The 25,924-nt window shown below is 38.9% G+C and carries 26 protein-coding genes and 5 pseudogenes; 21 read left to right on the forward strand and 10 right to left on the reverse strand.

The window, feature by feature from the left end; genetic code table 11:
- The first annotated feature begins 226 nt into the window (after positions 1-226).
- Together BQ4305_RS21395 and ltrA are read left to right on the forward strand one after the other, a co-directional pair.
- Entirely contained in the window at positions 227-397 is a 171-nt protein-coding gene (locus BQ4305_RS21395; RefSeq protein ID WP_199880500.1) for a hypothetical protein, read from the forward strand.
- Positions 398-555: 158 nt separating this feature from the next.
- Positions 556-1,815 carry a group II intron reverse transcriptase/maturase gene (ltrA, locus tag BQ4305_RS08580; protein ID WP_110926047.1) on the forward strand — a complete coding sequence of 420 codons (1,260 nt, stop codon included), beginning with the start codon at positions 556-558 and terminating at the stop codon, positions 1,813-1,815.
- Positions 1,816-1,880: 65 nt separating this feature from the next.
- On the opposite strand, the gene BQ4305_RS08585 is transcribed toward ltrA, so the two are convergent.
- A complete protein-coding gene (locus BQ4305_RS08585) occupies positions 1,881-2,261 on the reverse strand; it encodes a rhodanese-like domain-containing protein (RefSeq protein ID WP_110927435.1) in 381 nt (126 codons plus the stop codon).
- A gap of 508 nt (positions 2,262-2,769) precedes the next feature.
- On the opposite strand from BQ4305_RS08585, the gene BQ4305_RS08590 reads away from it, so the two are divergent.
- On the forward strand, positions 2,770-5,328 hold the full coding sequence (locus tag BQ4305_RS08590; protein WP_110927436.1) for a vitamin B12-dependent ribonucleotide reductase: 2,559 nt from the start codon (positions 2,770-2,772) through the stop codon (positions 5,326-5,328).
- A 148-nt stretch (positions 5,329-5,476) separates the two neighbouring features.
- A pseudogene (locus tag BQ4305_RS22075) lies at positions 5,477-5,581 on the forward strand (TnsA endonuclease N-terminal domain-containing protein); the annotation flags it as partial.
- A gap of 1 nt (position 5,582) precedes the next feature.
- Here the strand turns inward: BQ4305_RS22075 and BQ4305_RS08600 are convergent.
- Together BQ4305_RS08600 and BQ4305_RS08605 are read right to left on the reverse strand one after the other, a co-directional pair.
- Positions 5,583-5,919, reverse strand: a pseudogene (locus BQ4305_RS08600) (Tn3 family transposase); the annotation flags it as partial.
- A 338-nt stretch (positions 5,920-6,257) separates the two neighbouring features.
- Complete coding sequence (locus tag BQ4305_RS08605; RefSeq protein ID WP_199880629.1) at positions 6,258-6,608, reverse strand: DsrE family protein; 351 nt, start codon at positions 6,606-6,608, stop codon at positions 6,258-6,260.
- 557 nt (positions 6,609-7,165) lie between these two features.
- On the opposite strand from BQ4305_RS08605, the gene BQ4305_RS22245 reads away from it, so the two are divergent.
- Positions 7,166-7,387: a glutaredoxin domain-containing protein gene (locus BQ4305_RS22245; protein WP_199880630.1), complete on the forward strand. Its 222-nt coding sequence runs from the start codon at positions 7,166-7,168 to the stop codon at positions 7,385-7,387.
- A 154-nt stretch (positions 7,388-7,541) separates the two neighbouring features.
- Here the strand turns inward: BQ4305_RS22245 and BQ4305_RS08615 are convergent.
- Positions 7,542-8,692 (reverse strand): IS3 family transposase gene (locus tag BQ4305_RS08615; RefSeq protein ID WP_110926723.1). Its coding sequence is split into 2 segments (ribosomal slippage): positions 7,542-8,419 and positions 8,419-8,692, totalling 1,152 coding nucleotides; the frame shifts between segments, so codons are not numbered across the junction.
- 892 nt (positions 8,693-9,584) lie between these two features.
- Between BQ4305_RS08615 and BQ4305_RS08625 the strand changes: the two genes are divergently transcribed.
- The 13 genes and pseudogenes from BQ4305_RS08625 to BQ4305_RS08685 all read left to right on the forward strand — a co-directional run bounded on the left by BQ4305_RS08625 (position 9,585) and on the right by BQ4305_RS08685 (position 20,375).
- Entirely contained in the window at positions 9,585-9,905 is a 321-nt protein-coding gene (locus BQ4305_RS08625) for a PadR family transcriptional regulator (RefSeq protein WP_110927440.1), read from the forward strand.
- A gap of 20 nt (positions 9,906-9,925) precedes the next feature.
- Positions 9,926-10,264 (forward strand): DUF1048 domain-containing protein, encoded by a 339-nt coding sequence (locus BQ4305_RS08630; protein ID WP_110927441.1) that lies wholly within the window; start codon positions 9,926-9,928, stop codon positions 10,262-10,264.
- A gap of 365 nt (positions 10,265-10,629) precedes the next feature.
- Positions 10,630-11,853, forward strand: a complete 1,224-nt coding sequence (locus BQ4305_RS08635) for an MFS transporter (RefSeq protein ID WP_234396915.1) — start codon at positions 10,630-10,632, stop codon at positions 11,851-11,853.
- 533 nt (positions 11,854-12,386) lie between these two features.
- Positions 12,387-13,521, forward strand: a pseudogene (locus BQ4305_RS08640) (IS3 family transposase); the annotation flags it as partial.
- A gap of 470 nt (positions 13,522-13,991) precedes the next feature.
- Positions 13,992-14,198, forward strand: a complete 207-nt coding sequence (locus tag BQ4305_RS08645) for a DUF1657 domain-containing protein (RefSeq protein ID WP_048689175.1) — start codon at positions 13,992-13,994, stop codon at positions 14,196-14,198.
- A 79-nt stretch (positions 14,199-14,277) separates the two neighbouring features.
- The gene (locus tag BQ4305_RS08650) at positions 14,278-14,745 is read left to right on the forward strand and encodes a YhcN/YlaJ family sporulation lipoprotein (RefSeq protein ID WP_110927443.1); all 468 of its coding nucleotides are present in this window, start codon (positions 14,278-14,280) and stop codon (positions 14,743-14,745) included.
- Positions 14,746-14,765: 20 nt separating this feature from the next.
- Positions 14,766-15,245 carry a stage V sporulation protein AC gene (gene spoVAC / locus BQ4305_RS08655; RefSeq protein ID WP_110927444.1) on the forward strand — a complete coding sequence of 160 codons (480 nt, stop codon included), beginning with the start codon at positions 14,766-14,768 and terminating at the stop codon, positions 15,243-15,245.
- Entirely contained in the window at positions 15,245-16,258 is a 1,014-nt protein-coding gene (gene spoVAD, locus BQ4305_RS08660; protein WP_063596894.1) for a stage V sporulation protein AD, read from the forward strand. Before spoVAC ends, spoVAD begins: the two co-directional genes overlap by 1 nt.
- A gap of 2 nt (positions 16,259-16,260) precedes the next feature.
- Entirely contained in the window at positions 16,261-16,611 is a 351-nt protein-coding gene (gene spoVAE, locus BQ4305_RS08665; protein WP_063596912.1) for a stage V sporulation protein AE, read from the forward strand.
- 12 nt (positions 16,612-16,623) lie between these two features.
- Positions 16,624-16,830: a DUF1657 domain-containing protein gene (locus BQ4305_RS08670; protein WP_048883024.1), complete on the forward strand. Its 207-nt coding sequence runs from the start codon at positions 16,624-16,626 to the stop codon at positions 16,828-16,830.
- A 26-nt stretch (positions 16,831-16,856) separates the two neighbouring features.
- Entirely contained in the window at positions 16,857-17,717 is an 861-nt protein-coding gene (locus BQ4305_RS08675) for a DUF421 domain-containing protein (protein WP_063596910.1), read from the forward strand.
- Between the two features lie 260 nt (positions 17,718-17,977).
- A complete protein-coding gene (locus tag BQ4305_RS08680; RefSeq protein WP_110927445.1) occupies positions 17,978-18,553 on the forward strand; it encodes a YitT family protein in 576 nt (191 codons plus the stop codon).
- Positions 18,554-18,845: 292 nt separating this feature from the next.
- Positions 18,846-20,375: a multicopper oxidase family protein gene (locus BQ4305_RS08685; protein ID WP_110927446.1), complete on the forward strand. Its 1,530-nt coding sequence runs from the start codon at positions 18,846-18,848 to the stop codon at positions 20,373-20,375.
- Positions 20,376-20,642: 267 nt separating this feature from the next.
- Here the strand turns inward: BQ4305_RS08685 and BQ4305_RS08690 are convergent, their stop codons facing one another.
- Entirely contained in the window at positions 20,643-21,155 is a 513-nt protein-coding gene (locus BQ4305_RS08690) for a hypothetical protein (RefSeq protein ID WP_063596909.1), read from the reverse strand.
- Positions 21,156-21,583: 428 nt separating this feature from the next.
- Positions 21,584-21,730, reverse strand: a complete 147-nt coding sequence (locus BQ4305_RS08695) for a YqzL family protein (RefSeq protein WP_082196741.1) — start codon at positions 21,728-21,730, stop codon at positions 21,584-21,586.
- Between the two features lie 226 nt (positions 21,731-21,956).
- Between BQ4305_RS08695 and BQ4305_RS08700 the strand changes: the two genes are divergently transcribed.
- On the forward strand, positions 21,957-22,637 hold the full coding sequence (locus tag BQ4305_RS08700; protein ID WP_110927447.1) for a DUF421 domain-containing protein: 681 nt from the start codon (positions 21,957-21,959) through the stop codon (positions 22,635-22,637).
- 141 nt (positions 22,638-22,778) lie between these two features.
- Positions 22,779-22,991: a hypothetical protein gene (locus tag BQ4305_RS08705; RefSeq protein ID WP_063596908.1), complete on the forward strand. Its 213-nt coding sequence runs from the start codon at positions 22,779-22,781 to the stop codon at positions 22,989-22,991.
- 871 nt (positions 22,992-23,862) lie between these two features.
- Here the strand turns inward: BQ4305_RS08705 and BQ4305_RS08710 are convergent.
- The 4 genes and pseudogenes from BQ4305_RS08710 to BQ4305_RS22250 all read right to left on the reverse strand — a co-directional run.
- Entirely contained in the window at positions 23,863-24,201 is a 339-nt protein-coding gene (locus BQ4305_RS08710) for a spore coat protein (RefSeq protein WP_048689409.1), read from the reverse strand.
- A 14-nt stretch (positions 24,202-24,215) separates the two neighbouring features.
- On the reverse strand, positions 24,216-24,482 hold the full coding sequence (locus BQ4305_RS08715) for a hypothetical protein (RefSeq protein WP_063596907.1): 267 nt from the start codon (positions 24,480-24,482) through the stop codon (positions 24,216-24,218).
- 230 nt (positions 24,483-24,712) lie between these two features.
- Positions 24,713-24,862 carry a hypothetical protein gene (locus tag BQ4305_RS08720; protein ID WP_199880631.1) on the reverse strand — a complete coding sequence of 50 codons (150 nt, stop codon included), beginning with the start codon at positions 24,860-24,862 and terminating at the stop codon, positions 24,713-24,715.
- A gap of 94 nt (positions 24,863-24,956) precedes the next feature.
- Positions 24,957-25,040 (reverse strand): annotated as a pseudogene (locus BQ4305_RS22250) (Tn3 family transposase); the annotation flags it as partial.
- A gap of 323 nt (positions 25,041-25,363) precedes the next feature.
- On the opposite strand from BQ4305_RS22250, the pseudogene BQ4305_RS08730 reads away from it, so the two are divergent.
- Positions 25,364-25,450: pseudogene (locus tag BQ4305_RS08730) on the forward strand (IS3 family transposase); the annotation flags it as partial.
- Positions 25,451-25,924: the final 474 nt, after the last annotated feature.

The following is a 25,924-nucleotide window of genomic DNA, read 5'->3' on the forward strand; positions in this document are numbered from 1 at the left end:
TGTGTGCGCCCGGCATGGGTGCAGTCTATAGGGTGAGAGTCCCGAACCATGAAGGCAGTAGTAATGGTTAGCTTAACGCAAGGGTGTCTGTGGTGACGCAGAATCTGAAGGAAGCGAGCGGCAAACCTCCGGTCTGAGGAACACGAACTTCATATAAGGCTAGGTACCATTGGATGAGTTTGCACAACAAAACGAAGTCCTTACTGCCGAAGGTGGTACAGAGTAAATGAAGCAGATAGATGGAGGGAAAGACTGTACTCTTACCCGGGGAGGTCTGATTGGAACGCCAAGTTCCCTTGGTAACCTATCCAGCGATGGACAGCTGAACAATCAGAAGTCAGCCGAGGTCATAGTACCATTCCAACTCGAGATGGAATGGGAAGGACTGAACTATTAGGAAGAACGAGAACTAGGCATATAATTCCTGTATAGAAGCAGACAATCCGAAAGGACTTACTTGAAGGAGGAAGTGGTGAATTCCACAGGGGACTTCATGAGGGTGGAGCAGGAATAACATAATTAGATTTCTACGTTCACGTCGAAAGGAAATATCACATGTTAATGGATCTGATTCTGTCACGGGAAAACTTAATAGAAGCACTTAAACGTGTGGAGAAGAACAAAGGGAGTCACGGCATAGATGGAATGTCCGTAAAATCCCTACGAAGACATCTCTATGAGAACTGGGAAACTCTTTGTGATTCATTAAGGGAAGGTACCTATCAACCTAACCCAGTCCGTCGAGTCGAAATCCCGAAACCGAACGGTGGAGTAAGATTACTAGGAATACCTACCGTGACAGACCGGTTCATTCAACAGGCTATCGCCCAAGTTCTAACCCCACTTCTTGACCCAACCTTCTCAGAACATAGTTATGGGTTTAGACCAAATAGAAGAGGTCATGATGCGGTTCGTAAAGCAAGGGAATATATAAGTGAAGGTTATAGATGGGTGATTGACATGGACTTGGAGAAATTCTTTGATAGAGTCAATCATGATAAGTTAATGGGGATATTAGCAAGTAGAATCCAAGACCGGCAGGTCTTGAAACTTATACGGAAATATCTCCAAGCAGGAATTATGATGAATGGTGTAGTCTATGATGCAGAAGAAGGAACACCACAAGGAGGTCCACTGAGCCCCCTTCTTTCGAATATCCTTTTGGATAAACTTGATAAAGAGTTAGAAAGGAGAGGTCACAAGTTTGTCCGCTACGCCGATGATTGTAATATTTACATGAAATCGAAGAAAGCTGGAGAACGAGTGATGAACTCAATTACATGCTTTATTGAGCAGAAATTAAAGCTCAAAGTAAATAGAGAAAAGTCAGCAGTTGATCGCCCGTGGAAACGAAAGTTTCTTGGCTTTAGCTTTACGGTCAATAAGAAACCGAAGGTTCGAATAGCCAATGAAAGTATTAAAAGGCTTAAGGCTAAAATACGGGAGTTAACCTCCCGTTCTAAACAAATTCCTATGGAAGTTAGAATCGAGAAACTAAATCAATATCTAACGGGATGGTGTGGATATTTTGCATTGGCTGATACACCAAGTAAATTTAAAGAATTTGATGAGTGGATTAGACGGAGACTCCGTATGCTTGAATGGAAACAATGGAAGAAACCGAGGACAAGAGTAAGAAAACTCAAAGGTCTAGGTGTCCCTGACCAAAAGGCATATGAATGGGGAAACTCCAGAAAGAAATATTGGAGAATAGCCTGTAGTCCAATCTTACACAAAACCCTCAATAACTTGTATTGGAGTCACCGAGGGTTGAAAAGTTTATATAATCGATATGAATTTCTGCGTCAAACTTAATGGAACCGCCGTATACCGAACGGTACGTACGGTGGTGTGAGAGGTCGGGGGTTAATCACCCCCTCCTACTCGATTTTCACTTTGCCTGTCCATGATTTGAATCCGCCTTTAAGGTGATACAGTTCCTTATACCCTTTTCGATGCAGCATTTGAGCAGCGCGGCCGCTGATCAGTTCGCTTTGAGCATAAAGATAGACGGGTTTATCCGGCCTGATTTCAATAAGACGGGTTTTCATTTGAGTCATCGGGATATTGCGGGCTCCCAGGATATGGCCGTTATTGAAATCGTTCGGCTCTCTCACATCAATAAGCTGGGCTTTCCGATAGCCTGAAATGAATTCTTCCTGTGTCAGGGTCTTGACAATCCGTCGCTGGCGCAGCCAATTGAAAACGGAGTATAAAATAATCAGGACTAGAACAATGATCAGTGTATACAAAACTTCCAAAGGTAAAACTCCTTTCCAACTAAACAGCATAAGACATCCTTTATTATATAGGTGAGCCGTACAATAATCAAAATAATTTTATAATGGAAGATGCTGCGGTTTTCAGCCGCTTAGCCTGACTCCATATTTTGTGACAGTTTTTAAAAAAAATTCAGCGAAACTAGAGCATATTATTTGCTTTGTTATTATGACGCGGCTCAGGATATCCTTTTGAAAATGCAACTGCGAAATTTAATGAAAATGCTCGAAAATGAAAGGGAAAACTGTCGAAAACTCCTTTTTCCTATCTTTTTTAAAGGGGAACTAAGTTTGACAAAGTCAGATTGATGTTATTCGCAAACACAATATCTAGTATTGTTATTTTAAAAGTGAATACTATATATTGATAAAGCGGCGTTTATATGATAGATTAATGGGTATCTAAAAAAACTAACGTATACGCTGTAAGTATACATAAAAATTCGTGCATCAAGAGAAGCAACAATTTTTATTAAAGGGAGAGGTCTTAATGTCGGCTGTAATAAATCAATCAATGAAAATCAATGTGGAGAGGCTTAATAAGGATATTTCGCTGTTTCCTCAGGTTCACCCCATCACACCGGAGATGAGCATCACGCACAAAGGGGTATCCCGCCTTGTCATGATTGACCGGTATTCGTTTAAGGATACGGAAAAAATCACACTTGGAAAAGGAGACTTCGTCGTTCTGACCATTAAAGAAGATCCTAAATTTCCAGCCAGAGGGCTTGGAATTATCGTGGATATCGATTGGGAAACGAAAAAAGCCGATGTGCTTGTTGATGAAGAATTCCGTGCTGTATTGGATACTGCAGAAGAAAGAGAAACGGGAGTGGTCAGCCGATCATTGGATGTAATTGAAAAGCCGCTTGAGATCTTTTATGAACAAATTGCAAAACGGAATGCAACCGGACTGGCAGCTGTTGAAACGACAGAAGAAAAACGTGCGGAGTGGTTTGAAAAGTTCTATGAAGAGCTTAAAAACAAGAATTTCATTCCGGCTGGCCGTGTTTTATACGGAGCCGGAGCAGATACAGATGTGACCTATTTCAACTGTTATGTGATGCCTTTCGTACCGGATTCACGGGAAGGGATTTCTGAGCACCGCAAACAGGTAATGGAAATTATGAGCCGAGGCGGAGGCGTTGGAACGAACGGGTCGACCCTCAGACCGAGGAACGCACTGGCAAGAGGCGTAAACGGGAAATCTTCCGGGTCGGTTTCATGGCTGGACGATATTGCGAAGCTCACTCATCTGGTTGAACAGGGCGGAAGCAGACGCGGAGCGCAAATGATCATGCTGGCTGACTGGCATCCGGATATTGTTGAATTCATCATTTCGAAGATGCAGAATCCGCGTATTCTTCGTTTCTTAGTGGAGAACACAAAGGATGAAGCGATTAAGAAGCTGGCAATGGACAAACTGAAGTTCACTCCGCTTACTGAGCAGGAAGCGAACATGTATCAGGGAATTGTTAATTATAAGCAAATTCCGGGGCTCGGCGGTTTCAACATGAGCATTATCGAAGATGCCGAGGAAAAGCTGCAGACTGGCGGAACGTACAGTGTGCATAACCCTGAGTTCCTTACAGGAGCTAATATTTCCGTATGCCTGACAAAGGAATTCATGGAGGCTGTGGAACAAGACGGGATGTATGAACTGCGTTTTCCTGATGTCGAAGCATATGATGCGGAAGAAATGGCTGTCTATAATGAACAGTGGCATCAAGTGGGGGACGTGCGTGAGTGGGAAAAGCTTGGCCATAAGAATCGGGTATACCGGAAGATCCGGGCCAAAGAGCTATGGAATCTGATTAATATTTGTGCAACCTATTCAGCGGAACCCGGCATTTTCTTTATTGATAATGCCAATGATATGACCAATGCTAAGGCATACGGCCAGCAGGTTGTGGCCACTAACCCTTGCGGTGAGCAGCCTTTGGCTCCGTACTCGGTCTGCAACCTTGCAGCAGTGAACCTTGCTGAGATGGCAGATAAGGAAACCAAAACGGTCAATTATGAGAAGCTGAAGCGGACTGTGGAAATCGGTGTCAGAATGCAGGATAACGTGATTGATGCTACACCATATTTCCTTGAAGAGAATAAAAAGCAGGCACTCGGTGAAAGAAGGGTAGGACTTGGAGTCATGGGACTTCATGATCTGCTTATATACTGTGAAGCAGAATACGGTTCGAAACAGGGCAATGAGCTTGTAGACAAGGTGTTTGAAACAATTGCTACGACTGCTTACAGAACCTCTATTGAGCTTGCAAAAGAAAAAGGAAGCTTTCCTTTCCTTGCAGGCGAGAATAAAGAGGCAACAAACCGTCTACGCCAGCGTTTCACGGAGACAGGCTTCATGAAAAAAATGCCTGAGGATATCCGCGAAGGCATCAAAGAAAACGGTATCCGGAATTCACATCTGCTTACAGTGGCACCGACAGGAAGCACTGGTACAATGGTAGGTGTTTCAACCGGACTGGAGCCATATTTCTCCTTTACGTATTTCCGCAGCGGCCGATTAGGGAAATTTATTGAAGTGAAAGCAGATATTGTTCAAGAGTATTTGGAGCAGAATCCTGAAGCAGATGCAGACAATCTTCCTAAATGGTTCGTTTCTGCAATGGAGCTTCCGCCGGAAGCCCATGCTGATGTACAATGCATTATTCAGCGCTGGATCGACAGTTCAATCAGTAAAACGGTAAATGCTCCGAAAGGATACACCGTGGAAGAGGTTCAGAAAGTGTATGAACGTCTCTATAAAGGCGGAGCAAAAGGCGGCACTGTCTATGTTGACGGCAGCCGTGACACCCAAGTCCTAACGCTTAAAGCAGAAGAAAATCATTTTGATCAAAAGGAGCAGCCGGTTGGGCGGGAAGAAAAGAAGGTTGTCCTTGTAGATACCATTGATGAACTTCGCTCGACAAATGTAACCATCGGCTCAGAGGTCGGTAACACTTGTCCTGTCTGCAGACAAGGTGAAGTGCAAGACCTTGGCGGCTGCAACACCTGCACAAACTGCGGTGCGCAGCTGAAATGCGGATTGTAAAATAAAGCGATATTGTGGCTTTGTAGCTTTGAAATAAAGTTGCGATGTTTGTAAAAAAGTCGCGAAGAAATACCTCTTTGGATAATATTGTCTAAAGGGGTATTTTTTTATGTCTAAAAGAACAAAAACATCAAAAATCGATAAATAGATTAGAGAAGGTCGTGTATCCGGGATTGGCTTAGATTATAAACCGTGGCTGAATATACAAGATGTCTCTTCGTTGGGTCGCTCTACTCGATTGAAAGGAATCAAAAAATTGCATTAATAATTATGTTCAATGCACTGGCTCTCTGGAGCAGATGTTGTAAAGTTCGTTCCCGAAGCTCCCCTTGTTTCCCAAAGGAAATTGCTCTTGCAAGACCATTCATCGCTTCTCCTTTATTTAATCCTTTTTAAATTTCTCCTTAAAGTTTCTCTTGAAAGGTAATTAAGAATAAAGATCGTCTTTTCTTTTCTTCCCATCTCGCGAAAAGCTGTAGCTAAACTGTTTTGCCTTGAATAAGAGCCTAGCTTCCCCATAATAAGTGAGGCTGAGACTGTCCCTTCTCTTATAGAATGTGCTAACCGTAAAACGTCCTCATAATTTTCCTTACTCTAAATGGATTCTTTATGAAGCTAGTCTAACAAGCGGGATATATAATTTGTTTTTGATTTTGAGCAGACTTCACCTTGATGGACCTGTCCTTTTTTTATGCAACTGTCAGGCTTCTTTAGATAATGAAAACGGATTTATCAACGATGTTGTATAAAAACGGACAAGTTAACCCCCCTTGGCCAACCCAAGGGGGGTTATTTATACTCATCTTCTCAAACAATCATTATACCGACTGCCGACTGACATTCGTTTATGTATAGGAAACCATTCTTGTACTCTGTTTTTTTTATTGGTTCGGTTCACGTGATGCGTGCTTTATACGAATTCTCTTACATTACAACGTAATAATTTCATAATCTTCGGAGATTAGTTTTGCTATACTTGGGTGACCTTCGTAGTCATTTGCTGTAGAAATGCTGGCTTTTTGAACATCTTCCGTTGCTCCAAAAGCTCCAGCACAATATTCACAAGCCTCAATGATACCAAAAGACTTCACTTTTTTGTATAACGGGTTCATTGGATGGTTTGTGTCTTCAAAACGACCAATCCATTGCGTCCCTTCACCATCGAATATTAATCTCACTTTTCCGCCGGTAGCGTGGATTTCTTCTGAATACAACAATCCGTGGACGGCTCTTCCTAGTTCCTTTTCACTTGCGTGTACAAATATAGCTACTTTTTTCATCTTCATCTCTCCTTTGTGTTGCTGGCTTCATTATAGTCTGGTTTAAATAGCAATTCTGTAATCCAGTTCCTTTAATAAATGTGAACTAGCATACATTATGATGACCAATCATTAAGTTAGTCATGCATATCCTCTCCATGATAAAGTAAGAATAAACATATCATCCGGAGGTTGGCTCATGATTAATAAACTGTGGTATTTGTCTCAAATTGAATCTTTACGAAGAATTTGGCGTGCTGGAGGATAACTTTCATCGAATAGCTCTTCCTCTGACTCATCAAGAAATCGGTAACATGATAGGTGCTACTCTGAATCGGTAACCTCAACTATCAATGAACTAGTAAAGGAAGGATTGATTCGAACAGAACGCAAAAGCATTTCTATTCATCGTGAGCTGGCAAAAGAACAACTTTTTGACTAAGGAAAGGCAACCCTGAGCACTTCTTCAGGTTTTTTATTCGCTGTGAATGTGAACTATATTTCGGTCATGTTTGCTTTGATTCTGTAAACTGAAAGTGTTCAGTAAAGAAAAAAACAATAAACAGATGTTTTTTCTCATGAAAATAATAACCCTGTATGTCAGTGACCATTGCGAGTCATGTGAAAAGGTATTGCACTATTTCAAAGAAAAAGATTTTCCGTATGAAGTCATCAATGTTGCTTACGATCAACTGATGTTTGACCGAATGCTAAGCGAGGGGGCATTGCAACGCCTTTTATTGTGTTGGATGGACAAGTTTTTCATGTGTTTGACCGGGATAAAATTGAGGCTTTTCTAAACACGTCAAAAGATGTGTAAATAATGAAGGCGGCTGAAAATCGTGTTCATCAGACAACTCCATACTATGGGAGACTTGCATCATTTCATCGACCAAGAAAAACTCTGCTTTTTTGGGACTGACCCCCGTTAGTGAGACAGGGATCAAAACACCTTCAATCAGCCAATTGCCGATATTGTATCGGTGATTGGTTGTTTAGTTTTGTTTGAATGCGAATGTTGTTATAATAATAAATGTATTCTTCGACAGTTCGCTCTACGATTGCCGTCGTAGTTCGGTTCACGCTGTCGAGGTTGAACGTTTCAGACTTTAGTGAGGAATGAAACGATTCGATAGGGGCATTATCAGCGGGCGTTCCTTTCCGGGACATGCTCATGGTAATGCCTTTTGCTTTAACCGCCTGTTGATATTCGTATGAAGTATAAACAGAACCCTGATCACTATGTAATACACAATTCTCCGGTAAGGCCGGGAGCTGATCGAGTGTATCTAATACGAAGGCTGTATTCTGTCTATCTCCAATCGTTAAAGCAATGACTTGTCCGTTGTACAAGTCTAATATACTGGAAAGATACAATTGTTTCTGCCCATAAGGCAAATAAGTTATGTCTGTCACAAGTTTTTCGAGTGGACGATCGGACTGGAAGTTCCGATCTAATATGTTTTCTGCGACGGCATAAGGTTGGCCTGTGTTCGTTCGCTTCTTCTCTTTCACTCTGCACTGCCAGCCATTCTCCTGCATAATACGCTGCACCGCTTTACGATTAATGCACTTTTCCTGATTTAGTACCGCTGTAATCTTCCGATATCCATATCGAAATTTATGTGCTTTACACAACGCGCCGATCTGAGATTCAAATTCACGTTTCTCATGGTAGGTATTCCTGTTTGCCTTCCAACGATAATAGGTAGCTCTGGAAACCCCTAGATGAAGACAAATATCCTTGACACTCATCGTCTCACGTAATTCCTCTACAAGCTGGATTGTCGTTTCTCTATCAACATCCTTTCCAATTCCTTGTACTTTTTTAAAACTTCATTTTGTTGTCTTAAAAAGCGATTCTCTGCTTGTAATTTTTCCATCTCTGAAGAGTAAAAGGGCCCTTTCCCGAACGTATATTGCTTACCAACAGGCTGTTCAAACCGATTGATTTCTCCAGCTTTATACCATCTAACCCAGGTTTGAATCTGTGTTTTATTCTTGATATTTAACTCGTGCATTATCTCTTTTACGGACACCCCTGCCAGTCTCATTTCTACTGCCTTCTGTTTTATTTCCACTGGATAGCTCACTCTTGTCCCCATAAAAAAACACCTCCAAGTCTTATTTCGGATAACAATCATCCGTTTTCAACCTTGAAGGTGTTTTTTATTTGTCTCAACCTAAGGGGTCAGTCCCTTTAGCAGATGTTTTTTTATATGAGAAGATGATTAGCCCTAGATCATTAATCCAAATATATTTGACTCATAATTTTTTAAGGGAAGATTATTGGAAAAGGGAAAACAAAGATTTGTCTTAATGTATAGCCTTGTTTTATCATTATCACTTGTAATTGACTACTATATAATTAAATTTCTCTTTAACTCATTTAAAATCGAGATTGCGATTACTGAGGCAATAAATGTTTGGATTATATGTTTATCATTAGGGTTTGCATTTGCTTTATATGGTTGGAATAAGATTGGCATAAAAATAATTCCTTATTCATGTTTGGGCGCTTTAGGTTGAAAATCGGTCAGAGAAAATGATTAAACTTTTTTTCGAAAAATATGCAATATTTCACAAACGAAGAATTCGTTTTGATTAAACCAAAACGTTTTTTTTAAGTTAACGTAAGATGTGGGTTTGTGAGATATTCTTGATCAAACCTTATTTCAAAGCTACAGATTTGACACAATATTTGATAAAATAACCTCTTTGGTATTCGTTACTAAAGAGGTTATTTTGTATTTTTTCGAAAAACGGAGGGAGCAGGCAAAATGCCAAGTGCTGCCTCATTAGAAAGTAAGATATGATGATCCATTACAATAAGCGGATTGGCCATTAATAAATTGACCATTGAATCAACAAAAAAAGCAGATGTAGTCATCAATTATTCTTGACAATCCATCCTACTCTTCATTACTATATACCAGTAGTGTGTATTACTGAATAATGATGCCAAACAATACTTGGTTACATAAGGGGGGTGGAGAGTTGGAAAATATTACGGAAATGCTGAAAGGGGTGCTTGAGGGGTGTGTGCTGGAAATCATAAGCCGCGGTGAAACATACGGCTATGAAATTACACAGAAGCTGCGTGAGCTTGGCTTCACGGATGTAGTTGAAGGCACAGTATATACGATCACCATGCGGCTTGAAAAAAAAGAGCTGGTGAACATTGAAAAAAAACCATCCACTATGGGCCCGCCAAGAAAATTTTATACGCTCAATGCAGCAGGTCAAAAGCATCGTGATCACTTTTGGGGAAACTGGGAATTCGTCTCAAGTAAAATTAATGAACTTAAAATGAAATAAAAGGATAAGGAGAAAATAATATGAGTTTTTTTGAAAAAATTATCGGAAGCCTGAATGACAAAAGGGAATGGAAGGCGATAGAGGCACGTGCGAAGGCACTTCCAAGTGAATACCATAACGCATACGAGGCCATCAAAAAATATATATGGACCTCGGGAGGCCCGATAGACTGGAAGGACACCCAGCGGATTTTTACGGGCATTCTGGATCTATTTGAGGAAGGGGCAGCGGAATATAAAAAAGTAACGGACCTTACAGGAGAGGATGTTGCAGCATTTTGCGATGAACTGGTGAAAGACACGAAAACTTGGAGGGACAAATACCGTGAGAAACTGAATGATACAATTGGACGCGAATGACGCAAAAATCCCAGTGGATATCATGGGGCGCCGAGAATAACAAACAAGCCTGAACGGACGGCCAATCATACTGACTGAGCAGCTGGCTGCTGATTCAGTTTTATTTTTATGATGGTACCTAGTATTACAGAGTAAATGTCCTGGCCAAACAAAGGGAAGAGGCAGTTTTTCTGTAGTGCCCGGTATCAGTACTGACCTCTCCTGTAATGCGGCACCATCACTCCCGCCCTCCGAACGATAGTTTATGCCGACGTATTTTTTTGACCAGAGCCATTTGCTGCTTTCTCACCATCATATAGATTTTACCAATCATGGACTGACCGAATTCGGACAAAATATCATTATTACTTGATAGAGGTGTGTACATGAAAAAAAGTCAGGTTAGTCCATGGTGTATTATCAGTATGGCCTCCATTCCATTGGTGATGACATTGGGAAATTCTATGCTTATCCCAGTCCTTCCGATCTTTGAGGAGAAGGCGGATATATCTTCGTTTCAGTCCAGTATGGTGATCACGAGTTATTCGGTGGCCTCCGTTTTTTTAATACCGGTTGCGGGCTATCTATCCGATCATATTGGTAGAAAGAAAGTCATCTTACCCAGTCTTATTCTTGCTTTCATTGGCGGCTTAATCGCTGGATTCGCTTCTTGGAAACTTGATAATCCTTATATGTGGATCATTATTGGGAGAATTATTCAGGGGATAGGAGCTTCAGGGGCAATGCCGATCATTCTTCCGCTTGTTGGAGATTTATATGTGGATGATGATGAGAAAGCAAGTTCTTGTTTAGGAGTTATTGAAACATCCAATACCTTTGGAAAGGTGCTCAGTCCGATACTGGGTTCTTTATTTGCCAGTATTATTTGGTTTTTGCCGTTTTTTTCCATATCTTTTTTTGGCCTGATTTCCATTTTGCTTACTATATTTTTTATTAAGTCACCAAAAATCAGAAAAAAGCCACCGAAATTCCGTAAATTTATTAAGGAAACTAAAAAAACATTAAAAAAGGAAGGGAAATGGCTCTTTGTTGTATTTATGCTGGGGGCTTTTGTTATGCTCGTTTTGTTCGGGGTTCTATTTTTCCTTTCTGACAGTCTGGAGAAGACCCATCATTTGAAAGGTGTTTCAAAAGGGTTTGTACTGGCTATTCCTTTGCTGCTTCTATGTATTTCTTCATTTATGACAGGAAGGAAGATAAAAGGCGATATTTCGATCATGAAGCTGGTCATTTGCTTAAGTTTGGCAGCAATTTCCGCCAGTATTATCTTTGTCGGTCTTACGAAGGAAAGGCTGGGTATGCTTCTGGTCGTGAGCAGTATTCTTGGAATCGCCATTGGAGCAATGCTTCCGTCGCTTGATGCTGTCATCACGGAAAATATTGAGAAGGAGAAACGCGGTACGATCACCTCTCTTTACAGCTCTGCCAGGTTTATTGGAGTGGCCGCCGGCCCTCCTCTCATGTCCATTCTTATGAAGGATCATTTAAATACAAGCTACTTCATTGCTGCTGTTTTAGGGCTCCTGCTTCTCTTTTTGGTTTTGTGGGGGATGAGGAAGCAGAACATGCCTGCAGGGAAGACTCCATAAAAACTTAGTCATCTTTTTTTAAGCAGCTGGTCTCCCATTCCAGCTGCTTTTGCGCTTTCGTAAATAAACATACTAACATTAGTAGCATAAACCAAGGCGATGGTTTGTGCTAGCAGAAGTGAAGAAAGGTCACCAGCCTCCGGGACCATATTTAGAGTCCGTTTATTATACAGACCAACTTCATACCCTTTTTGAATCAGTTTAGTATGTTGGGTCCAAAAGATCGTGTATAAGAAAATGGAATCGATAAGGTGCTGTGTGCATTGGTATTTTCAAGTTATTAACTATTTGACTAGTTTCAACCATTATTCAACCTGGTATTGTTTTTGCTCTTTATTTCCAAACCCCCCCTTTAGATGATTGCCCCTTTATAATGACTATGTTCCATGACTATTCTGGACTAGGCATTAGCTCGAGACTTCCGACATTGCATATGGCCCTTCGTATAATAATGTTCAATAGTCAAAACCACCCTTAATGAACTGCACCCCAATTGTTAGACACAAAATCTAACAATTGGAGGTGCTTTTCTTTTGGCCAAATTTACAGAAGTAGAAAAAATAATGATTGTCAAAAAGTATTTAAATGGAGTGGACGGACTTAATACACTCGCAAGCAATATTGGAGTTCATCGCTCTGTATTACTAAACTGGGTTAAGCAATTTCAACTTCATGGGGAAAAAGCTTTTGAGAAACGCTATACAAATTACACAGCTCAATATAAACTAGACGTACTTAATTATATGAACGTGAACGGGACGTCTATCAGAGAAACAGCTGCCATTTTTAATATTCCAACTCACTCAACGCTCTTGAAATGGAAAAAACAGTTGGAGAACAGCGGAATTGACGCCCTAAAACCAAAGAAAAAGGGACCTCCTTCAATGAAAAAAGACAAACAGAAAGTAAATAAAAAAGATTAACCTGCAGAAGGCTCTGCGGAGGCTTTACAAGCAGAATTAGAATATCTACGTATGGAAAATGCGTATTTAATGCCTTAGTTCAAAACAAGGAAAAATCACCAAACAAGACAAAGCACAAGTAGTCTATGAATTAAGGCATACATTTCCGGTGAAACCAGATGCCGATTTAAAAGTGGAAATTAAGGCTATTTATGACGAACATGAGGGACGCTATGGCTATCGCCGAATTCGAGATGGGTTAGTCAATCGTGGAAAAAAAGTAAATCATAAAAAAGTACAACGAATCATGAGAGAATTAGGGTTAAAATGTCTAGTCAGTATGAAAAAATATAAGTCCTATAAAGGAACTGTTGGTAAAATTGCTCCCAATATTCTAGATCGACAATTCACAGCTGAACAGCCTAACGAGAAGTGGGTAACGGATATCACAGAGTTTAAATTATTCGGAGAGAAGCTGTATTTTTCTCCTGTATTAGATTTATTTAATGGAGAAATTATTACGTATTCCATTGGCTCTAGGCCCACCTATTCATTAGTTTCAGAGATGCTAGATAAAGCATTAGAACATTTGCCTGAAGACCACCAGCTATTAATGCATTCAGATCAAGGTTGGCATTATCAAATGAGACAATATCGACATGTTCTTAAACAAAGAGGCATTATCCAGAGTATGTCCCGTAAGGGAAACTGTTACGATAATTCTGTTATGGAGAATTTCTTTGATATCATGAAATCAGAGTTAGTCCGGTACAATACCGCACTCATGCCCAAGCTGCCTAATGAAATAACCGTGTCTAACTTTACGGGGTCACTTTATAATGGTGGTTTTGACTATTTATAAGGGTTAAATAGTAAGTATTGTTCGCTCAAGTTAGCAATAAAAATATTCTTGATGGATGTATTAAGAATTGTTCTTTATAGAAAAAATAAAAAAAGGAGATGCATGCTTTTTACATACTATCGTACATAAGGAAATACAAGGGGATAAACTATTCGTGCCTTTAGATTTAACGAGAGTTTGGAATCATTTATAACAATGAAAAAGAGCAACCGTGTAAATATAAAACGGTTGCTCTTTTATATTTTGTCATTTATTTTTAATTTCTTCTGATGACGGGTTTTGGATATAAAATATGGATAAATTTTGAATGTATATAAAGTTCTGTTTTCGCCATTCTAAAAAAGTAATTTATTAAAAACAAGGAGGCGTTATTCATGACAGTAATCAATGACCTTAAGACCACTCTTGCAGGTTTGAAAAGTGCACAGGCTAGCTTCGAAACCTTTTCACTTGGTACAGACAACGAACAAGCAAAGCAACTTTACCAAGATGCTGCTAAACAAACTCAATCCGTTGTAGACACCATTGAACCACGTATTCAACAAGTCGAACAAGAAGAACCCCAATACAAACAACAATAATGTAAAAGCTAGGGAAGGAAGGTTGGTTGAGTGTTAACCAACCTTTTTTACCTCAAGATAATAAATAAAGGGTGATCTCATGAAAGATAAAATAAACCAATTCATCATGTTTCTTTTATTACTAACTGTTATCGGATTAGGTTCAGGTTGTAATCAAAAACAATCTGGTGAGGACCATGAGGATTTAAGTATTTCACAGGTACATACAAGCAAGCCAATCGATCAATCCGTGGCGAATCAAGCAAAAAAGAAGGTTATCAAAGAGGAAGACATTTCGAATGTGAAGGCTGTGAATACGGATAAAGAGCTATTGATAGCGATCAAAGTCGAAAACTTTGAGCGTTTTCGATTAAAGAAAATCGAAAAGAACGTGAAATCAGACTTGGAAAAAGACTATCCGGATCATAAAATCTTGGTTTCGACCGATTCAAAAATGTATTTGGAACTTGATCAATTAGAACAAAAAATCCAAAAGGATAACACCAATAGGAAGGAATTAGAAAAGGATTTTAATAAAATCAAAAGTCTGATGAAAGAAGAAACCTAAGGAGAAAGAGGGGTCGGACCATGTCGAATAAACAAAAGAAACAATTGACACCAGTTCAACAAGAATATCAAGGTATTCAAAAACACCGGGAAACAAAGAGACCAGTCGTTAAAAATTGCATAAAAGCATTTTTAACAGGGGGCCTTATTTGTCTGATCGGGCAGCTCATTTCTGCGTTTTATATTAATTATTTTGATTTTACGGACCAAACAGCTGGAAATCCAACCGTAGGGACTTTAGTTTTTATTACGATGCTTCTTACAGGTTTCGGGGTCTATGATCGTATGGCTCAATTTGGAGGGGCTGGGACGGCTGTACCGGTTACTGGTTTCGGCAATGCCGTCATTTCTGCAGCGATTGAACACCGAACCGAAGGGTTGGTATTAGGGGTAGGCGGTAATATGTTTAAACTTGCAGGATCGGTGATTCTATTTGGCGTCTTTTCTGCGTTTGTCATTGCCTTGATTAAAACAATTCTTGTACAGTGGGGTGGTTTGTAATGTTAGAAGGTCATCGTACATGGGTCTTCGAACAAAAGCCCGTGATTATTTCTACAGGTACAGTGGGAGGGCCATTTGAAGCAGATGGAGCTATCGCGAAAGATTTTGATCTTTTGCATACTGATTTATGGCTTGGACAGGATTCTTATGAAAAGGCTCATAAAATCTTTTTTGAAGAAGCTTGTCAAAAAGCCATGGAAAAAGGCGGAATTCAAAAGGAACAGGTTCAGTTTCTCCTGGCAGGAGATCTAATCAATCAGATTACTCCGACTAGTTTCGCATGCCGAACAATTGGTGCCCCTTATTTTGGGTTGTTTGGTGCCTGTTCTACCTCGATGGAAGGATTAGCTTTAGGGGCCTATATTGTCAATACAAACGGAGCCCAATATTTGTTAACAGGAGCTTCCAGTCATGATACAGCCGTTGAAAAACAATTTCGTTATCCAACGGAATACGGTGGACAAAAACCACCTACTGCGCAATGGACCGTGACAGGTGCTGGTGCGGCTTTATTAAGTAATACCGGGGAAGGGCCACGTGTCACGTCTGCAACCATTGGCCGTGTCATCGATATGGGATTGACGGATCCATTTAATATGGGAGGGGCGATGGCTCCAGCTGCAGTTGATACCATTGAAGCTCATTTAAAGGAACGAAACATTGATCCATCTTATTACGATTTAATTGTCACCGGGGATCTTGGCCAGATTGGCCATGAAGTGTCCCTGGATTTATTTAAAAAGCATGGAACCCCTATTAGTGAAAACCAGTATCAGGACTGCGGATTAATGATTTATCGGGAAGGGCAACCGGTTTTGGCAGGAGGTAGTGGTGCGGGGTGTTCAGCAACAGTTGTCTATGGTCATTTATTAAACCGAATGAAAAAAGGTGAATTTAAAAGAATGTTAGTGGTGGCAACAGGGGCCTTATTATCCCCCCTATCCTTTCAGCAAAATGAAACGATTCCTTGTATCGCCCATGCGGTATCGATTGAATACGGGGGTGAACAATAGACATGATCTATTTTTGGGCTTTTGTTATAGGTGGTTTGATTTGTGTCATTGGGCAAATTATGTTTGATGTGTTTAAACTGACACCGGGACATACGCTAAGTACCCTTGTCGTAATAGGGGCTATTTTAGATGGGGTAGGTTTATATGAACCCTTAATTGATTTTGCTGGGGCAGGAGCTACCGTTCCTATTACAAGCTTTGGGAATTCACTTGTACACGGGGCCATGCAAGAAGCCGAAAAACACGGGTTAGTCGGTGTACTTACAGGGATGTTCGAAGTGACAAGTTCCGGCATTTCAGCTGCCATTATTTTCGGCATGTTAGGAGCTTTGATTTTTAAACCAAAGGGATAAGGGGGATGTAAGATGACCATCGGATCGGAAGTAAAGCAATGTCTAGCCAGCCTAAAAGGCGTAGAAGCTAATCTTTCCAGTTTAGCATTACGTACACAAGATAACGAATCGAAACAAACCTTACATGAAACGATGATGGTAGTGAACGAAGTAGTGACAGATTTGAAAAAAAGGGTGGGAGAGTTGGAGAGGGAGGAATTCCAGTATAAAGGGTTTTAAATAAAGTATATAGGAGGTATTATATAGTGCCTGATTGGTTAGATGTATTTGTACGGGCTTTGTTGTTTCTCATTATCCTTTTTTTAGTAACTAAAATGCTAGGTAAAAAGCAACTATCTCAAATTTCTTATTTTGAGTATGTTACTGGTATAACCATAGGAAGTATTGGGGCAGAAGTTATTACGGGTCTTGAACGAAAAATTACAGTGGGGATTATAGGAATTATAACCACTGCCGCACTACCTTTTATAGTTGGACTTATTTCTGAGAAAAGTAAAAAGTTTCGGGACCTTATAGAAGGAAAAGGAACTGTTTTTATTAAAGATGGAAAAATCATGGAAGATAATTTGAAAAAGGAAAGATACACAACGGATGAATTGTTAGCATTACTTCGAAAGAAAGATGTCTTTCAGGTGTCTGATGTAGAATTCGCGATATTAGAGGCAACCGGAGATTTATCCGTTATGTTGAAGAAAGAGAACCAGCCTTTAACCGCAAAGGATTTAAACTTGACGGTCGCTTCAGTCAAGGAGCCTCAGACTGTCATAATGGATGGTGAAATATTGGATGAACCACTTTCGACGATTGGACGAAGTCGAGGTTGGTTACAAACTGAATTAGAAAAATTAGGGGTCACAATTGAAAATGTCTTTCTTGGACAAATAAATTCTTATGGAGAACTAACGGTGGACCTTTTTGATGATATATTGCAAGTACCATCTCCTCAAGAGAGGCCTCTACTTCTTTCGACTTTGAAAAAATGCCAAGCAGACTTAGAATTATTTGCACTAGGAACAGAAAATAAAGAAGCCAAGCAGATATATGAAAAAAACAGTGAAAAACTACAAAAAGCGATTGATAACGTTACCCACATCTTAAAAAATTGATTGTATGATCCGTTGTTCATGGGTTATTTTATTCGTTCTAAAAAACATAGGAGGCAGTTAAATGCCTCCTAAAACTCACCCAAAAGATGTCAAAGGTAATGCAGTAAAAGGAGATTATATATGTATATGTAGACAAAAGGGAAATTCAACTTGTCACGCCCCTTTTTAAAAAGATTGCTTTCAACTAATTACACATCTTAGCCTCATTCTGAAATCATATGCTTGTACATATATTAGCCATAAACACATGATAAAAGGTGATGTATATTTTTCAGAAAATCACGGCTATTCTTATAGGTAGTTTATTATTGAGTATCGGAATAAACGGCTTTTTAGTTCCCCATCATTTATTAGATGGAGGGATTACAGGCATTGCCCTCATCATCCATTATTACTTTGAATTTCCGACAGGTTTAGCTATGTTCCTTTTAAGTATCCCTCTGTGTATATTCGCCTGGATCCATGAACGAACATTTTTTTATAATAGCTTTCTCGGTTTAATTGTTGCTTCTATATTCATTGATTGGCTAGAGCCTTTAAGAAACCAATTTTCTCTTTCTATTTTTCCGAGTATGTTAATAGGAGGGGGATTGATTGGAATTGGAGTAGGGATCATGCTTCGATATGAAGCAAGTACCGGAGGAACCGACTTGTTAGCTCAATTTATATCGAAAGCTTTTTCCGTAAATATAGGGGTAGTTATTTTCATGATAGATGGTCTAATTGTAACATCGGCGCTTAATACATTAGAGTTAAAAGCTTTCCTCTTTTCTTGCTTAACTATTTGTATGATCGGAATGATTACTTCTTTTATGGCTAGGCCATCGAATAGCTAAGGAATGAAAAAATGGTATGGTATAGAGCAAATAAAATACATAGTAAAGGACAAGGGGTAAACTAGAATGGATTTTTAGGAAACGATTGGGAATTTTGTCCATAAAAGTATATTCAAAGGTAGGGAAAGGAACCATTTAGAGCTTCAGATTGAATGATTTCATTTGCATTACACCCTCTACTGCTCTTTACCATTTTACTAATAAATAACTTATTGTCATATAGCGCTTGTAATATTTATAACCTTTTATAAATAAAGTACTTTAAATCAGCAGGTTATAAAGGAGCGTAAAAATGATTCTCTCTAAATTTGTAAATGAACTTCCCATTCCCCCAGTCTTAAAACCACGTCGGAAAGATCAATTTCATACTTATTATAAAGTGAATATGACAGAATTTAAGCAATCCCTCCATAGTGAGTTAAATGATACAAAGGTTTGGGGGTATGAAGGCAGCTATCCAGGTCCTACCATTGAGGTGGAAAGTGGAGAGAAAGTAGTCATAAAATGGACCAACAATCTCCCCGCAAAGCATCTTTTACCGGTAGACTATACGGTACATGGCGCCCATTTGGATGTACCGGAAGTACGTACTGTAGTACATGTACACGGGGCTAGCGTTGAACCCGAAAGCGATGGCTATCCGGAGGCTTGGTTTACAAGAGGGTTCAAACAAGTGGGGCCTTATTTTAGAAAGAAAGTATATCAATATGATAATAACATGCAAGCTTGTACCCTCTGGTATCATGACCATACACTTGGTATCACGAGACTCAATATATATGCGGGATTGGCAGGGTTTTATCTTATAAGAGATCACCGGGAACGTTTATTGAATTTACCATGTGGTCAATATGAGATTCCTCTTATTATTCAAGACAAATCATTTAATGAAGATGGCTCTCTTTTTTACCCAAGGCAGCCAGAAAAACCAGTCCCGCAATTAGAAACATCAATCGTTCCTGAATTTTTTGGAGATACTATCTTGGCGAATGGAAAAGTATGGCCCTTTTTAAACGTGGAACCACGTAAATATCGATTTAGACTGTTAAACGGATCTAACAGCCGTTTCTATAGGTTCAAGCTTGATTCGGGTCAACTCATTTATCAAATTGGAACGGATGGAGGTTTAATGGAAAATCCGATAGGAATGAAAGAAATCATATTGGCACCTGCCGAAAGAGCAGATGTCATCATAGATTTTACCAATCTTGAGGGAAAGAATATTATCCTGAAAAATGATGCCCCAGCTCCTTTTCCAGACGGCGAACCGGAAAATGTGGTAGATACAGTGATGGAAATTAGGGTGACACTTCCTCTTTTAAGTATTGATACGAGTGTTATACCGTCTTATATGAAGCCTTTTCCAAAAATGAGCGAACAATCAGCTTCAAAGGAAAGGCACTTAACATTAGATGAGAAAACGGATAAATATGGGCGTGAAATCATGTTATTAGATGGTAAAGGGTGGGGTGCTCCCATAACAGAATATCCTAAAGTGGGGTCAACCGAAGTATGGTATTTAATCAACCTAACTGATGATTCACATCCGATTCATATTCACTTAATCCATTTCCAAGTATTAGAACGAAGAGCTTTCAATGTAGAAATATATAAAAAGGAGAGAGTCATCCAGTACACTGGCCCGTTAATGCCTCCAGTACCACAAGAAAGAGGCTGGAAGGATACAGTAAATGCTAATCCTAACGAGGTAACTCGGATTATAATGACCTTTGGTCCTTATACAGGATTGTATGTATGGCATTGTCATATGTTGGAACACGAGGATTATGAAATGATGAGACCGTATATTGTTATCCGATAATAGTCTTTATCATTGATAATCCTTGAAAACGTTTTTTCTACATCTTATTTCACTTTTTTTGATTTTCTTTAAGTATTGTTCTACTTTTACTGCCACTAATAGCTCCTTCTGTATTCACAGCTTCCATACCCCTAAATTTCTTCCTCGGTTATTACCTTACCTTTGTTTTCATCCGACCTGAGGACAAAATAAAAAAGGTGAATTTTACTTCTCGATAATCGCTGATTTGCGAGAAGTAAAATACCTTGGTAAGCCTATTTTTAAAAATTAATAAGGCAGGAAACCCTCTGTCCAACCCCGATATCCCCCAAAATTCTGATGCTGCAGTTGATGAAGAATATTCGATGTTAAAAAGACTCCAACAGGAGGCAATTGCTCGGTATAGGTATTACCACTAATAGGATATTCATTCAGACTTATATCAGTTGTAGCAATCCACGATCCATACTCACCTGCTTGTAGAGAGGGAGGCTTCATAAGAAAACGTCCTCGTAGAATAAAATGTCGAATTCTAATCTGGGGATCATCAAATATGGTTAAGTTGCCAGAGAATGTGGCATAAGGTGAATCAAATGTGATTTGTTTGGTGCTTTCATTCCAAAATCCATTAATCGGAATAGGTATACCACGAAAATTAACCGTACCAATTACCCTGTTATCTGTAATAGAGTTAATGATAAGTGTGCCCCAAATAATCGGTCTGCCAGCTATAGCAGCGTGGAAACCCCATACTGATGGGAATGGAAAACTAACCAAGGTAGTTACCTGAGAAGTTTCCAATGCTAAACTCTCCTTCATTAAAAGTTTATGTTCTGAGGAAAAAAGGATTAGATATGTTATTTACTCCCTTGTTTAAAGGAACAATCCCAGTATATGCACCACGAGCAGAATAATCCAATAAACAATGGAGAAGTATTACATAATTCCTCGCGTTTTTTAATTTCTTCAAGGATATGCTTATATAGGCGGTATACCTTACAATATGAATGGGCGTTTCGTATTTAACTGAAGAGTATACCCTCAGAGGCAGTAATTTGAGGTGGAATTTCAAAATGGAGAGATACTTCTTCAAGAGGTCTAACTGTCCATTTTATAACTCCCTGTTTTTTGGCTGAAGTTTTGGGAGGAGAACTTGGTTGAGATGAAGAAGCCTTCATGATTGACTACTGCTTTTTCAAAATCATCATTCTACGCTTATGTAAATTCGTTTAAGAAACAGGATAATTCACATTATTGGAACTTTCCACTGACGGTAAAATATTAATCATATGCTTTTCTTTCTCAAGTTCCTTTAGAAGTAAGTAAATGTCCACATTACCTGTTTCTTTAAAAACTCTCCAAGTGAATTCATACATTTTAATCCCGCCTATCAATGTGATGGTTATTTGATTATCTTTGGCTAGGATATCCGAAACTATTCTACGTAAAATGCTAGGAGCAGTTAATTAAACACTTGGCTTAGAATCATCATTTCTTCAATTGTATAAAGCTGTCCACTTTGCTAAGTATGTTTTCAAGTTTATGTGACAGAATAGTATTTGTATTTTTTATTAATAAGTACATAAAAATGAGGTTGAAAAAATGCTCACTTTTATTGGGAAGTTAATTCTGCTTTTTGGTCTAGTCATTTTGGCAATGCGCTGTATGGGAAAGACTGTATTGGCTCAGTTGACTCCGCCTGATCTTGCCGCCATTGTGTTTCTTGTCACGTTGTCCGTCAGTCCTATCAGAGCCAATGGAATTGGACAGACCATTGTGGGAATCATTACGATTGTCATCATGTATCTGTTGTTTTCTAAATTAAGTCTTTTTCGCAGGTTAAATCGAATGTTCATTGGCCATCCAAGCATTTTAATCAAACATGGGAAAATCTCCAAAAAAGACTTACGGAAAACTCGCTTTTCTCTTGTGGAGCTATTGTCAACCATTCGAGCTGCAGGATATCCGAACATAAGGGACATCGATTATGTGATTCTGGAACCGAATGGAGAACTTAGTATATTGCCTAACCAATCTGTTGTTAATTTAACGCCTAGACACTTAAATATTGAAGCAGACTATCAAGGGCTGCCGATTGCCATGGTCGTCGAAGGGAAAATCCAGCATAAAAATTTAAAATTAATCCAAAAGGATGAAAAATGGCTTCAGGAAGAATTGACAAACCAAGGATTTCACCAAATCAATAACATCTTTTATGCGGCCGTCATGGATAAAGATCATTCTTTAATCGTTGACACAGGTACCGGTGATCAAAACGCGTAATTTATATACACCTATTTTCTACAGGAAGAGAAAAAAGTTGTTCAAATAAAACCATCATTTTTGGGGATTTTCCCGGTTATAAAAAGACTGAACTAGGTAAAGATATAAAAGTAATTCAACTAATAAAAAGGGGAGATCTTAATGGCACAAAAACAAATTGACGTAAACCAATTAAATCAAGCTAAAGCAAATGTGACCCTTACACAAAGTTTACTAACTCAAGCAATTGAGAAATCATCTTCAGACCCAACTTTAGCTCAAGAAGCAATCAAACAAGTTGCTAATGAGATTGCACAAGCTCAAACAGTAGTAAGCCAAGTGCAAAGTGCATTTTTATCCCAAAAATCTGAATAAAATACTTAATTCCCCTGTAACTTATAAAAGTTGCAGGGTTTTATTTCTTAAATTAGTAATTAAAGAAACCAATAATGTTAAGGGATTTTTAAACAAGCTGATAAACAGGTAACATGAATTAGCCACTTTATATGAGCTATGTGGGGCAGCTAACCCAACTTTCGGCCGTTTTTGGTTAAAACACACCAAAAACGGTATACTTATGATGTTTGGCAATGTTGAACTATATCTGTTTTTCTGAAACCTCCAATTTAGTGAGCTTTTCAAGCTTCAAAACCTAATGAGAAGTGGGTTCTTATATAGCTTACGGATAACCACGCCAAAGTCAGTTTTTAAGGCTGGAATTTTTATCTAAGAGTCCAATTGTTAGTTATCTAGTTATCTACCTAGATGTGGGGCTTTCACCATCCTTCGGTTGTTTAATTTGTACACTCTGTTCTATGGTGTCAATTTTAATATTATTTGCGAAGGATATAAATGAATAAAGACGTACAAGGATAAACCTTAGTACGTCTTTTTATCAATCTTCCATTTGATTCTGAGCTTTTATCGAAGAGCAACATCTTTCTTAATGATTTCAACAATTTGTGTATTTAGGGCTCCTTTTAGGTACCCAACCTCTTTTTTGTCCCATAATGACCGTTATGGTCCGAGCACGTAACAATTTTACCTTGTACTAATAGCTGATTACTTATTTATAATCTTTCGACCATAAACCGTTCAAACCCATTATAAAACACTCTTCAGGAAAGTTTTGGTAGTACATAACATAAACAAAGTATACTTTCTACAACGGTGAAAAAGGGTTAGTCGATGAAAAAAGGAATGAGTAAAAAGCTATGGACTGGTTAGCATAGCTTTTTGAGCGATCTTATTGCAATGGAGGATTATGCGGAAACTGGGACATGTACCCTGTAAACTGCTGTGCGGCCTGTTGAAGTTTTTGTGGTTGTTCCGCTTCAAGCGAGTACCATCCCTTTTGAAACATCAGATTATACAGTTCACGCTGCATATTCTTCGTTTCGTCGAAAATCGCGTGAATGTCCTGATATAGCGAAGCGTGGCTTGCCTCATTCATTGCAGTAGAATAAGATGCCGTCATGTACTTTTCATACGAAAGCATATCGTTTAGGAAGTCACGCTCATTCATCTCAGGTGTTTTTGGTACAGGTGTTTCTGGATTTTGAATCTTGTTTTGATTGTTATTCATTTCGTATGTCCCCCTTATTGATTCATCTGGTTTCCATTTTGCTCCAAATGCTGCAAAATGCGCTGATAATGTCTTTCGTGCATCATGCATGCCTTTTCAAGGGCCGCTACGATCTGTTGATTTTGGCACTGGCCTGCTGCAAAATGTGCCTTTTTGAATCCTAAAAGGTTCCACGAAAGCATGTCCTTTAAGTAATTAAAATCTTTCCCTGTGATTACTTGTGGCGGTTCTTGAAAGACCGGCTGCTGATTTTGAGATTGATTCGGTTGTTGCTGTTGCATGAACAGTTCCTCCTTATTCCTTGATTTACCACTTTAGATTTCCAACTTTATGAAAAAAATATACATACATTTGGTAATTTTTTAGATGGTAATATTCAAAATAAAAAGGAGGCCTAACAGTCACCAACCTTTGGAAGATTCAAATTTTAAAAATCGCCAAGTGAATATACTAGAAGAAACGATAATTAGCAAAATCATACATTCGGTGTTTACTACAAAATTCTCAATATTTATATAAGCTCATTTACATTATTGTAGTTGGTCTTGCTGTCCCATTTTGCCAAATTGTTGTTGCCCTTTCCCATTTGTTGTCCAGATTGTTGCTGCCCACCGGTCATTTGTTGTAATTGCTGTTGTGCTTGACTTACAGCTTGATTCATTTGAGTTAATGCTCGATTACTTTGAACGTATTGAGAAGCTTGATTTGGCATTAATAATTATGTTTAATGCACTGGCTCTTTGCAACTGGTGCTATAAGGTTCGTTCCTGAAGCTCTCCTTGTTTTCCAAAGAAAATAGCTCGTGAGAGCCCATTCATCGCTTCTCCTTTATTTAATCCTGATGTGGGATTGTGAAGAAATGTACTTATACTCCCTCAGAAAGATATGTATATTTCTTAAATGATCACTAATTCGCAGGATTTCATTACCCTTGGAATCCTAATATATGATTAATGAAAGGAAACCCAAAGGGCATACTAAGATTATATTTAAAGTGGGAGGATATAAATTTGAGTACAAAAGAGAATGCATTATCTATCTTCGCCTTAGGCGGCTTGAATGAAATCGGGAAAAATATGTATGCAATCGAATATTCAAACGATATCGTGATTATCGACTGTGGCATTAAGTTTCCAGGTGAAAGTTTATTAGGAATTGATTTGATTATATCCAGTTTTACAATAACGAACGTTACCAAGAAAAATTAAACGGCTTGAGCCCATTGGAATACAGGGTTCAAGCCGCTTAAAGTATTTTTATTATTTCCACTGTATACTTGACAGGGAGCTGTTCATCTTTTTTCAAAATGGATTCTTTTTATTTATGCTAATATGGGGCCTCAAGAGGACCTTTTGTCAATCTTTATTTCAAAGCTACACTTAATTAGTTCTATATTTTGATAAATGGATCATTTATCAGTGCCCTTATATTCAACTTTTAGGAAATTTTCTACCTGATAATTATCCTCATGATTTATTGAATGGCCAAACTATCCGGCATCCTCAATTATTACTTCTCAATCGGTTCCTCCTTCTTCAAACGCTGTTCGCCAGCGATCAGAGGCTGAACCACTATTAGATTCCGTCACTTTTTCGCACGTTCATCCAAGGAATAGTGCTTCCTGTCGTCCGTTTCCCAAAAAGACTGAAGTCAGCCTTCTTGCTCAAGTTAATGAAGGGAACATACAAGAAGCTTTCGTTATTTTCAAACTTCCGGTTGCCTT

The organism is Bacillus massiliglaciei (genome assembly GCF_900098925.1).
In the GTDB taxonomy this organism is placed as follows: domain Bacteria; phylum Bacillota; class Bacilli; order Bacillales; family DSM-1321; genus Peribacillus; species Peribacillus massiliglaciei.

What these genes read in the sequence shown, in the direction of transcription:
- BQ4305_RS08630 (WP_110927441.1), top strand. Translation starts at nt 9,926, where the DNA reads ATGAGTTTTTTTGAAAAAATTATCGGAAGCCTGAATGACAAAAGGGAA.
- BQ4305_RS08715 (WP_063596907.1), bottom strand. Translation starts at nt 24,482, where the DNA reads ATGCAACAGCAACAACCGAATCAATCTCAAAATCAGCAGCCGGTCTTT.
- BQ4305_RS21395 (WP_199880500.1), top strand. Translation starts at nt 227, where the DNA reads ATGAAGCAGATAGATGGAGGGAAAGACTGTACTCTTACCCGGGGAGGT.
- BQ4305_RS22245 (WP_199880630.1), top strand. Translation starts at nt 7,166, where the DNA reads ATGAAAATAATAACCCTGTATGTCAGTGACCATTGCGAGTCATGTGAA.
- BQ4305_RS08710 (WP_048689409.1), bottom strand. Translation starts at nt 24,201, where the DNA reads ATGAATAACAATCAAAACAAGATTCAAAATCCAGAAACACCTGTACCA.
- BQ4305_RS08720 (WP_199880631.1), bottom strand. Translation starts at nt 24,862, where the DNA reads ATGAATCAAGCTGTAAGTCAAGCACAACAGCAATTACAACAAATGACC.
- spoVAE (WP_063596912.1), top strand. Translation starts at nt 16,261, where the DNA reads ATGATCTATTTTTGGGCTTTTGTTATAGGTGGTTTGATTTGTGTCATT.
- BQ4305_RS08590 (WP_110927436.1), top strand. Translation starts at nt 2,770, where the DNA reads ATGTCGGCTGTAATAAATCAATCAATGAAAATCAATGTGGAGAGGCTT.
- spoVAD (WP_063596894.1), top strand. Translation starts at nt 15,245, where the DNA reads ATGTTAGAAGGTCATCGTACATGGGTCTTCGAACAAAAGCCCGTGATT.
- BQ4305_RS08605 (WP_199880629.1), bottom strand. Translation starts at nt 6,608, where the DNA reads ATGAAAAAAGTAGCTATATTTGTACACGCAAGTGAAAAGGAACTAGGA.
- BQ4305_RS08700 (WP_110927447.1), top strand. Translation starts at nt 21,957, where the DNA reads ATGCTCACTTTTATTGGGAAGTTAATTCTGCTTTTTGGTCTAGTCATT.
- BQ4305_RS08670 (WP_048883024.1), top strand. Translation starts at nt 16,624, where the DNA reads ATGACCATCGGATCGGAAGTAAAGCAATGTCTAGCCAGCCTAAAAGGC.
- spoVAC (WP_110927444.1), top strand. Translation starts at nt 14,766, where the DNA reads ATGTCGAATAAACAAAAGAAACAATTGACACCAGTTCAACAAGAATAT.
- ltrA (WP_110926047.1), top strand. Translation starts at nt 556, where the DNA reads ATGTTAATGGATCTGATTCTGTCACGGGAAAACTTAATAGAAGCACTT.
- BQ4305_RS08705 (WP_063596908.1), top strand. Translation starts at nt 22,779, where the DNA reads ATGGCACAAAAACAAATTGACGTAAACCAATTAAATCAAGCTAAAGCA.
- BQ4305_RS08650 (WP_110927443.1), top strand. Translation starts at nt 14,278, where the DNA reads ATGAAAGATAAAATAAACCAATTCATCATGTTTCTTTTATTACTAACT.
- BQ4305_RS08685 (WP_110927446.1), top strand. Translation starts at nt 18,846, where the DNA reads ATGATTCTCTCTAAATTTGTAAATGAACTTCCCATTCCCCCAGTCTTA.
- BQ4305_RS08680 (WP_110927445.1), top strand. Translation starts at nt 17,978, where the DNA reads ATGTATATTTTTCAGAAAATCACGGCTATTCTTATAGGTAGTTTATTA.
- BQ4305_RS08695 (WP_082196741.1), bottom strand. Translation starts at nt 21,730, where the DNA reads ATGTATGAATTCACTTGGAGAGTTTTTAAAGAAACAGGTAATGTGGAC.
- BQ4305_RS08635 (WP_234396915.1), top strand. Translation starts at nt 10,630, where the DNA reads ATGAAAAAAAGTCAGGTTAGTCCATGGTGTATTATCAGTATGGCCTCC.
- BQ4305_RS08645 (WP_048689175.1), top strand. Translation starts at nt 13,992, where the DNA reads ATGACAGTAATCAATGACCTTAAGACCACTCTTGCAGGTTTGAAAAGT.